Here is an 8286-nt window from a genome sequence, read left to right on the forward strand (position 1 = left end):
GGCTGGTGCTGCTGATCGGTATCGTCAAGAAGAACGGTATCCTGATGATCGACTTCGCGCTGGATGCCCAGCGCAACCGTGGCCTGCCACCGCTGGAGGCAATCCATGAGGCCTGCCTCACACGGTTCCGGCCGATCATCATGACCACGCTTGCCGCCCTGCTCGGCGCCTTGCCGTTGATGATCGGCTACGGCACCGGCGCCGAACTGCGCCAGCCATTGGGCATCGCGGTGGTCGGCGGTTTGCTGGTGAGTCAGGCGCTGACGCTGTTCACTACGCCGGTCATATACTTGTGGCTTGAGCGGATATTCCATAGACCCACACCAGCACAGCAGCCGGTGCTGGCGACCACAGACTGAGGCGGGGTCATGCGCGTTCTGATTATCGAAGACGAGGAAAAAACCGCGGATTATCTGCACCGCGGTCTGACGGAACAGGGTTACACCGTGGACGTGGCCCGCGATGGCGTCGAAGGCCTGYACCTGGCGCTGGAAAATGACTACGCGGTGATTGTCCTCGACGTCATGCTGCCGGGCCTCGACGGTTTCGGCGTGCTGCGCGCATTGCGTGCGCGCAAGCAAACCCCGGTGATCATGCTCACCGCCCGCGAGCGGGTGGAAGACCRCATCAAAGGTCTGCGCGATGGCGCCGACGATTACCTCGGCAAACCGTTTTCCTTCCTCGAACTGGTGGCGCGCCTGCAAGCGCTGACCCGTCGCAGCGGTGGCCACGAGCCGGTGCAGGTGAGCATCGCCGACCTGTGGATAGATTTGATCAGCCGCAAAGCCACCCGCGCCGGCACCCGCCTGGACCTGACCGCCAAGGAGTTCTCACTGTTGAGTGTGTTGGCGCGCAGACAGGGTGAAATCCTCTCGAAAACCGCCATCGCCGAGATGGTCTGGGACATCAATTTCGACAGCGACGCCAACGTGGTCGAAGTCGCGATCAAACGCCTGCGGGCCAAGCTCGACGGGCCGTTCGACGAGAAATTGCTGCACACCATTCGTGGCATGGGTTATGTGCTGGAGAGCCGTGGTGTCCAGTAACTCCATCGCGCTGCGCCTGAGCGGGATGTTTACGCTGGTGGCGCTGCTGGTGTTTCTGTTGATCGGCGGTGCGCTGTATCAACAGGTCGACAAGGGCTTGGGCCTGCTGCCCGAAGCCGAGCTCGATGCCCGCTACAGCGTGCTCGAATCGGCGCTCAACCGTTACGGCACGCCCGAGCATTGGGTGAAGATCAACGCCAAGCTCAAACTGCTGAGCGAAGAAGACAAGCGCATTCGCTTTTGGGTGGTCAGCGGTAATCCCGGTTATGAATACGGCCAACCCGACGCGTCGATCCGCGCGTTCGCCCAAGGCCCATTGGGCATGCGCGACATGGAATTACCCGACCATCCGTACCCGCTGAAAGTGCTGCTAACCGAGTTGCCAGCCAAGGACCAGCGCCCACCGCTGCGCTTCATGATCGGCATCGACACCGAAACCTTTTACGAGACGCAGCACCACTTGCTGATCGCCCTGATCAGCCTGGCGATCATTGGGGTATTGCTGGCCTCGCTACTCGGTTACTGGGTGGCGCGGATCGGCCTCAAACCACTGATCAAGTTGTCGCAGGAAGCCCAGCGCCTGGCACCACCGAGGCTGTCCGGGCGCCTGCAATTATCGCCATTGCCCCCGGAGCTCGATCAGTTCGTCAGTTCGTTCAACGCCACGCTGGAACGGGTGGAACAGGCCTACTCGCGGCTGGAATCGTTCAATGCCGACGTGGCCCATGAACTGCGCTCGCCGCTGACCAACCTGATCGGCCAGACCCAGGTTGCACTGACACGCGGGCGCTCCGCCGAACACTATTTCGAAGTGCTGCAATCGAACCTCGAAGAGCTGGAGCGGCTGCGCTCAATCATCAACGACATGCTGTTCCTCGCCAGCGCCGACCAAGGCAGCAAGGCCACCCAACTGACGTCCACCTCACTGGCTGATGAAGTGGCGACGACGCTGGAATATCTGGATTTCATTCTTGAGGATGCGCAGGTTCAGGTCGAGGTCAGTGGCGATGCGCAGGTGCGAATCGAGATCGCACATCTGCGCCGGGCGTTGATCAACTTGCTGAGCAACGCGGTGCAGCACACCGCGCCTGGGCAAGTGATTCAGGTGCGGATCGAAGTCGAGGAGCACCAAGTGAGCATCGGCGTCGCCAACCCGGGGTCGCCGATTGCCAATGAGCATCTGCCGCGCCTGTTCGAACGTTTCTACCGGGTTGATGCGTCACGCAGTAACAGCGGCAACAACCATGGCCTGGGGTTGGCGATCGTCAAGGCGATTGCGCTGATGCATGGCGGGGATGTGTTTGTGCGCAGTGATCATGGGATGAATACCTTCGGGATTCATCTTCCAGTCTGACCCCCCACTCCCTGTGGCGAGCGAGCTTGCTCGCGCTGGGCTGCGAAGCGGCCCCAAAAATACGACTACATTCAATCAGACAGGCCACATACTCCGATTACGACTGCTGCGCAGCCGAGCGGGAGCAAGCTCCCTCGCCACAAAAAAAGCCAAACCACTTGCAACTGCGGACTGTTACTTTTAGCGCAACAGTCCTTTATGCAATCCACTCTTTTTCCCCTCGCCCAAGCCCCTTATCGTTGCCCCATCAAACAGCACTTGCCAAGCAAGAAGGTTTAAAGATGTCCAACAGTATGGGTATTGCCAGCGCTTTCGTTTTGTCGTCCCTGTTCCTGTCTCCGTTCGCCATGGCTGAAGAGTCGCAGACATTCGTCGCACAAAATGCCGAACGCGCCAAGGCCTACGAACAGTATCAAAACGAACTGACAGCCAAGGCCCAAGAGGCTGCGCAAACCCCTCAAGCGTCGAGCACTCAAGCCCAGCCACGGGTTGAGAAAGACAGCTGATCCATACGTATCGCTCTGTTTCCCTCGACACTTTTCATCGGCTCTTCCCTTTGAAAAGTTGTCTTCAAAGCCGCTGCTATCAGCGGCTTTTTTTCGTGGTGGTTTTAAACCCCTTCAGTTCATCTTCCCTGACAACAAACATCCGCACTTCAAAACAATGAAGTACTTAGTTGACCCAAGGAGCTTTACCGCACGTGCGTTTCCCTCTCAGATTCAGTCCGCTGTTCATTGCAATCACTGCAACGATGGCCAACAACGTGCAGGCCGACGACGAATCCAGCCGCGAAGGCTTTGTCGATGGGGCGAGCCTCAACCTCAATGCCCGCAACTACTACATGAACCGCAATCGCCTGCAAAAGGCCGATGACAACATCGAGTGGGGTCAGGGCTTTCTCGGTCGCTTCGAATCGGGATTCAGCCAGGGCACCATCGGTTTCGGCGTTGAAGCCCACGCGATGCTCGGGCTCAAGCTCGACGGCGGTGGTGGCACCGACGGGTCGAGCATCCTGCCGATCAGCGAGGGCAACGGCAAGGCACCGGGCTCGTTTTCCACCGCTGGCGGCACCCTGAAAATGCGGGCCTTCGATACCGAATTGAAGGCCGGCGACCTGTTCCTTGCCAACCCGGTGATCGCCGGTGGCGAAACCCGCATGCTGCCGCAGACCTTTCGCGGCGTCAGCCTGACCAACCACAGTGTCGACGGGTTGATGATCGAGGGCGGTCAGGCCAGCTTCACCAAACTCTACAACCAGAGCGGCCACACCCGCATCGGCACGTCCTATGGCAGCCTGGCCGATGGCGATGAAAGCCGGCATTTGAATTGGGCCGGCGTGGCCTGGAGCGGCCTGCCGGGCCTGACCAGCAGCCTGTATGCGGCCGAACTCAAGGACATCTGGAACCAGTACTACTACGACCTGGACTACACCTATTCGCTGAATGACTTGGTCAGCCTCAACCCGGGCCTGCACTTCTATCACACGCAAGACACCGGCGATGCACTGCTGGGCAACATCGACAACAACACCTACAGCCTGCATTTCACCGTCGACGTGGGCCATCACAGCGTCACCGCCGCCTACCAGCGGGTCAACGGCAACACGCCGTTCGATTACATCAGCCAGGGCGACAGCATTTATCTCGACAACTCCCAGCAGTATTCGGACTTCAACGGTCCGAATGAGCGCTCGTGGAAACTCAAGTACGCCTACGACTTTGCTGGCCTCGACATGCCCGGCCTGACCTCGGCGGTGTCCTACTCACGGGGACCTGACCAAGGTCGATCCGGACAGCCGCGGTTACGCCTCGTGGTACAGCGCCGACGGCAGAAACGCCAGGCATCGGGAACGAGACATCGAGCTCAAGTACGTGGTCCAGGGTAGCAAGGCCAAAGACCTGGCGATGCGTCTGCAATGGGCGTCTAACCGTGGCGGCAACGGTTACGGTGCGCTGGATCAGGACACGGATGAATACCGGGTAATTGTCGACTACCCGGTGAATGTCTTCTAAGCTTCAATTAGCAAAAGGCCAGCATGTTTTGCTGGCCTTTTTATTATCCGGGATTTATATAGGCGCGCAGGACGCGACCGGTTTCTGGGACTCTGCCCGATTCTTGTAAAAGCACTTTCATAACGCCTTATTTGCAGAAGTCAGAACCATGAGTGTGAACAGTGCGAAATCCGGTGATCCGATCCGTTCGACACGCTCGGAGCGGCTTCTGGTTCTCAGTAGTGTGTTGTTGGTGATCGCAATACTGAGCATCGTCGCGTTCCTGCTGATCCGCGAACACGCCAATGCCAAATTGTCCGCCGCTCGCGCCGCCAACAATATCGTGCAATTGATCGACGCCGACGTGCTGCGCAATGTCGAACTCTATGACGTGTCCCTGCTGGGTTTGATCGCTGCCTCCCAGCGGGAAGACCTCAAGAGCGTTTCCCCAGCCATTCGTCACCTGGCCTATTTCGACCGCGCCACTGCCGCGCCGTACAAGGGCAACATCTTGTTGCTCGACAACAAGGGCTRTGTGATCGCCGACTCGGCCTCGGTGGAGCCCAGAAAGGGCAACTTTGCCGATCGCGAATACTTCCAGGCCCACATCAACAATCCGGACCCGGGCATGTTCATCAGTCGCCCTTTCAAGGCCCGGCCGCCGGAACAGGATTGGCGGATCAGTTTCAGCCGCCGGGTGAACGGCACCCAGGGTGAGTTCCTCGGCGTGGCCGAGGCCGCCATGCATTTGAGCTACTTCGATCAGTTGTTCAACAGCTTGAGCATCGGCCGCGACAGTACGGTCAGCCTGATCAGCAAGGACGGGATTCTCCTGGCCCACCAACCCCACCTGGCCGAAGAGCTGATCGGCAAGGATTTCAGCAACCGCCCCAATTTCCAGCGCATCGTCAAAGAAGGCAACGGCAGCTTCACCGGCATGTCCAGTCGATACAACGATGAGCGCTTGTACACCTTCTCCAAGGTCGGGAATTTGCCGTTGATCGTCATCGTTGCGCTGTCCAGCGATGAAGTCTTTGCGGCCTGGAAGCGCACCGCGGTGGTAGTCACTTCTGCGACCGTTGCCCTGTGCGTGAGCCTGCTGTGGCTGACCTGGTTGCTCTGCCGGGAGCTGCGTCGACGCCAAAGCGCCGAGCAGGAACTGGCACAACTGGCCGCCACCGACCCCTTGACCGGTCTGGCCAATCGCCGAAGCCTGGATCAGGCTCTGCACCATGAATGGTTTCGTGCCCAGCGTTCCGGTCAGCCGTTGTCGCTGTTGATGATCGATATCGATCACTTCAAGGCGTTCAATGATCGCCACGGCCACCGAGGGGGCGACGATGCCTTGCGCTCGGTGGCCAAGGTGATCGACACCCATGTTCGACGGCCGGCGGACCTGGTCGCCCGGTATGGTGGCGAGGAGTTTTCAGTGATCCTGGCTGAAACCGACAGCGCCGGAGCCCGACAGATTGCCGAAAAAATCCGTATGGCGGTGGAGCAATTGCCGTTGGTGGGAGGTGATGTGTCACCGATTACTGTCAGTATTGGTATCAGTACCTGGACGACAGCAACCGACATCAGCCTGGAACAGTTGCTGTTTGCAGCGGACAAGGCGCTGTATCAGGCCAAGGAAAACGGGCGGAACCGGGTGGTCGCTGCGGATTGATCGTTCCCGCTGGCATAAAAAAAGGCCACCCGAAGGTAGCCTTTAAAAAACTAGAGAGGTTTTTTGCTTACACGGCCGCAACAGGACGCATGTAAGAGATCGGTGCGGTGCTGGCGTCTTCGAACGTCACGACTTCCCAAGCATCTGTCTGCTCAATCAACTTGCGCAGCAGCTGGTTGTTCAATGCGTGTCCGGACTTGAAGCCCTTGAACTCACCAATCAGGCTATTGCCCAGCAGGTAGAGGTCACCAATCGCATCGAGGATTTTGTGCTTCACGAATTCGTCTTCATAGCGAAGGCCGTCTTCGTTCAGTACACCATCCGCGTCGACCACAATTGCGTTTTCAACGCTGCCGCCGAGTGCGAGGTTGTGCTTGCGCAGGTACTCGATATCACTCATGAAACCAAAGGTACGCGCGCGGCTGACTTCTTTTACGAACGAAGTGCTGGAAAAATCCACGCTTGCACTTTGTGTGCGGTCACGGAAAACCGGGTGATCGAAATCGATCTCGAAGCTCACTTTGAAACCTTCGAAAGGGACGAAAGTGGCGCGCTTGTCGCCGTCTTCCACTGTCACTTCCCGCAGGATCCGGATGAACTTCTTGGCGGCGTCCTGCTCTTCCAGGCCGGCCGATTGAATCAGGAATACGAAGGGTCCAGCGCTACCATCCATGATCGGGACTTCGGACGCGGAGAGCTCGACGTAGGCGTTATCGATGCCCAGGCCAGCCATGGCCGAGAGCAGGTGCTCCACCGTGTCCACTTTGACGTCACCGTTAACAAGCGTGGTCGACATAGTGGTTTCGCCAACGTTTTCCGCGCGGGCAGGAATCTGCACCACAGGGTCGAGGTCAGCACGACAAAACACAATGCCGGTGTCGACAGGCGCTGGCTTGAGGGTCAGGTAGACCTTCTCCCCGGAGTGCAGGCCGACACCTGTGGCACGGATAATATTCTTCAGGGTGCGTTGTTTAATCATGGCATGGGCCGCTTCAGCGCAAATTGCGAACTGGTATCAACAAAGGCTGGCGATGATAGCAGACCAGACCTTTGCTGAACACCAATCACCCTAATACCCCTGATACATTTCATCAATCGGCCTGACGACGCAGGAAAGCCGGGATGTCCAGGTAGTCCAGATCATCTTGCGGGTTCATCTTCGCGGCAGTCGCAGCACCGGCCTGAGCCTGGTTGCGCATGACGGTCGGACGGTCCAGGTCACGGTAATTCACCGCTGGCTGTTCCTGACGAACAGGGGCTTGTTGTTGTGGCTGGGAGGCCATCGAGGTGTGAACGGTATTGTCGATGACCTTCACAGGCTTCTCGATTTTAGCGCCCAGACCAGTGGCAACCACGGTCACGTGCAGTTCGTCGCGCATGTCCGGATCGATAACGGTACCGACCTTGACCATTGCGTGCTCGGAAGCGAAGGCTTCGATGATGCTACCCACGTCGGAGTACTCACCCAGGGACAGGTCAGGACCGGCGGTGATGTTCACCAGGATGCCGCGTGCACCTTGCAGGTTCACGTCTTCGAGCAGCGGGTTGCGAATGGCCGCTTCGGTCGCTTCACGTGCACGGTTCGGACCGCTGGCGCAGCCAGTGCCCATCATCGCCATGCCCATTTCGCTCATCACGGTACGTACGTCGGCGAAGTCGACGTTGATCATGCCCGGACGCTTGATGATGTCGGAGATACCGCGAACGGCACCGGCCAGTACATCGTCGGCCTTGGCGAAAGCCGACAAGAGGCTTGCGTCTTTACCGAGGATGGTCAGCAGCTTCTCGTTGGGAATGGTGATCAACGAGTCGACGCTTTCAGACAGCAGACGGATACCTTCGTCGGCGAGCTGCATGCGCTTGCGGCCTTCGAACGGGAACGGACGGGTCACCACCGCAACGGTGAGGATCCCCATTTCCTTGGCCACTTCAGCAATGATTGGCGCTGCACCGGTACCGGTACCGCCGCCCATGCCGGTCGTGATGAACACCATGTTGGTGCCCTGCAGGACTTCGGCAATGCGCTCACGGTCTTCGAGAGCGGCCTGACGACCTACTTCAGGGTTGGCGCCAGCGCCCAGACCTTTGGTCACGCTGGTACCCAGTTGCAGAATGGTGCGCGCGCTGATGCTTTTCAGCGCTTGGGCATCAGTGTTGGCGCAGATGAATTCAACGCCTTCAATGTTGCTCTTGACCATGTGATTGACAGCGTTGCCGCCGCCTCCGCCA

General features: G+C 58.6%; 7 protein-coding genes and 1 pseudogene. 6 read left to right on the plus strand and 2 right to left on the minus strand.

Annotation, left to right across the window (positions count from 1 at the left end; genetic code table 11):
* The 6 genes and pseudogenes from AC1DLB_RS13945 to AC1DLB_RS13970 all read left to right on the plus strand — a co-directional run.
* Positions 1-359: efflux RND transporter permease subunit (locus AC1DLB_RS13945; RefSeq protein ID WP_477785143.1), on the plus strand; the 359-nt coding region annotated here is incomplete at its 5' end.
* A 9-nt stretch (positions 360-368) separates the two neighbouring features.
* Entirely contained in the window at positions 369-1046 is a 678-nt protein-coding gene (locus tag AC1DLB_RS13950) for a heavy metal response regulator transcription factor (RefSeq protein WP_477785144.1), read from the plus strand.
* A complete protein-coding gene (locus AC1DLB_RS13955) occupies positions 1036-2400 on the plus strand; it encodes a heavy metal sensor histidine kinase (protein ID WP_018930140.1) in 1365 nt (454 codons plus the stop codon). Before AC1DLB_RS13950 ends, AC1DLB_RS13955 begins: the two co-directional genes overlap by 11 nt.
* Before the next feature lie 281 nt (positions 2401-2681).
* Positions 2682-2906 carry a hypothetical protein gene (locus tag AC1DLB_RS13960; RefSeq protein ID WP_064616208.1) on the plus strand — a complete coding sequence of 75 codons (225 nt, stop codon included), beginning with the start codon at positions 2682-2684 and terminating at the stop codon, positions 2904-2906.
* A gap of 194 nt (positions 2907-3100) precedes the next feature.
* Positions 3101-4412 (plus strand): annotated as a pseudogene (locus tag AC1DLB_RS13965) (OprD family porin).
* A 148-nt stretch (positions 4413-4560) separates the two neighbouring features.
* Positions 4561-6057 (plus strand): sensor domain-containing diguanylate cyclase, encoded by a 1497-nt coding sequence (locus tag AC1DLB_RS13970; RefSeq protein ID WP_477785145.1) that lies wholly within the window; start codon positions 4561-4563, stop codon positions 6055-6057.
* Positions 6058-6124: 67 nt separating this feature from the next.
* On the opposite strand, the gene lpxC is transcribed toward AC1DLB_RS13970, so the two are convergent.
* Complete coding sequence (lpxC, locus tag AC1DLB_RS13975; RefSeq protein ID WP_007939852.1) at positions 6125-7036, minus strand: UDP-3-O-acyl-N-acetylglucosamine deacetylase; 912 nt, start codon at positions 7034-7036, stop codon at positions 6125-6127.
* A gap of 112 nt (positions 7037-7148) precedes the next feature.
* A partial coding sequence (gene ftsZ, locus AC1DLB_RS13980; protein ID WP_477785146.1) for a cell division protein FtsZ occupies positions 7149-8286 on the minus strand: 1138 nt, incomplete at its 5' end.

This window comes from Pseudomonas sp. 05N434 (genome assembly GCF_056396965.1).

Bases quoted from the DNA above. Each gene is read 5' to 3' on its own strand.
- AC1DLB_RS13960 (WP_064616208.1), top strand. From the start codon at position 2,682: ATGTCCAACAGTATGGGTATTGCCAGCGCTTTCGTTTTGTCGTCCCTG.
- lpxC (WP_007939852.1), bottom strand. From the start codon at position 7,036: ATGATTAAACAACGCACCCTGAAGAATATTATCCGTGCCACAGGTGTC.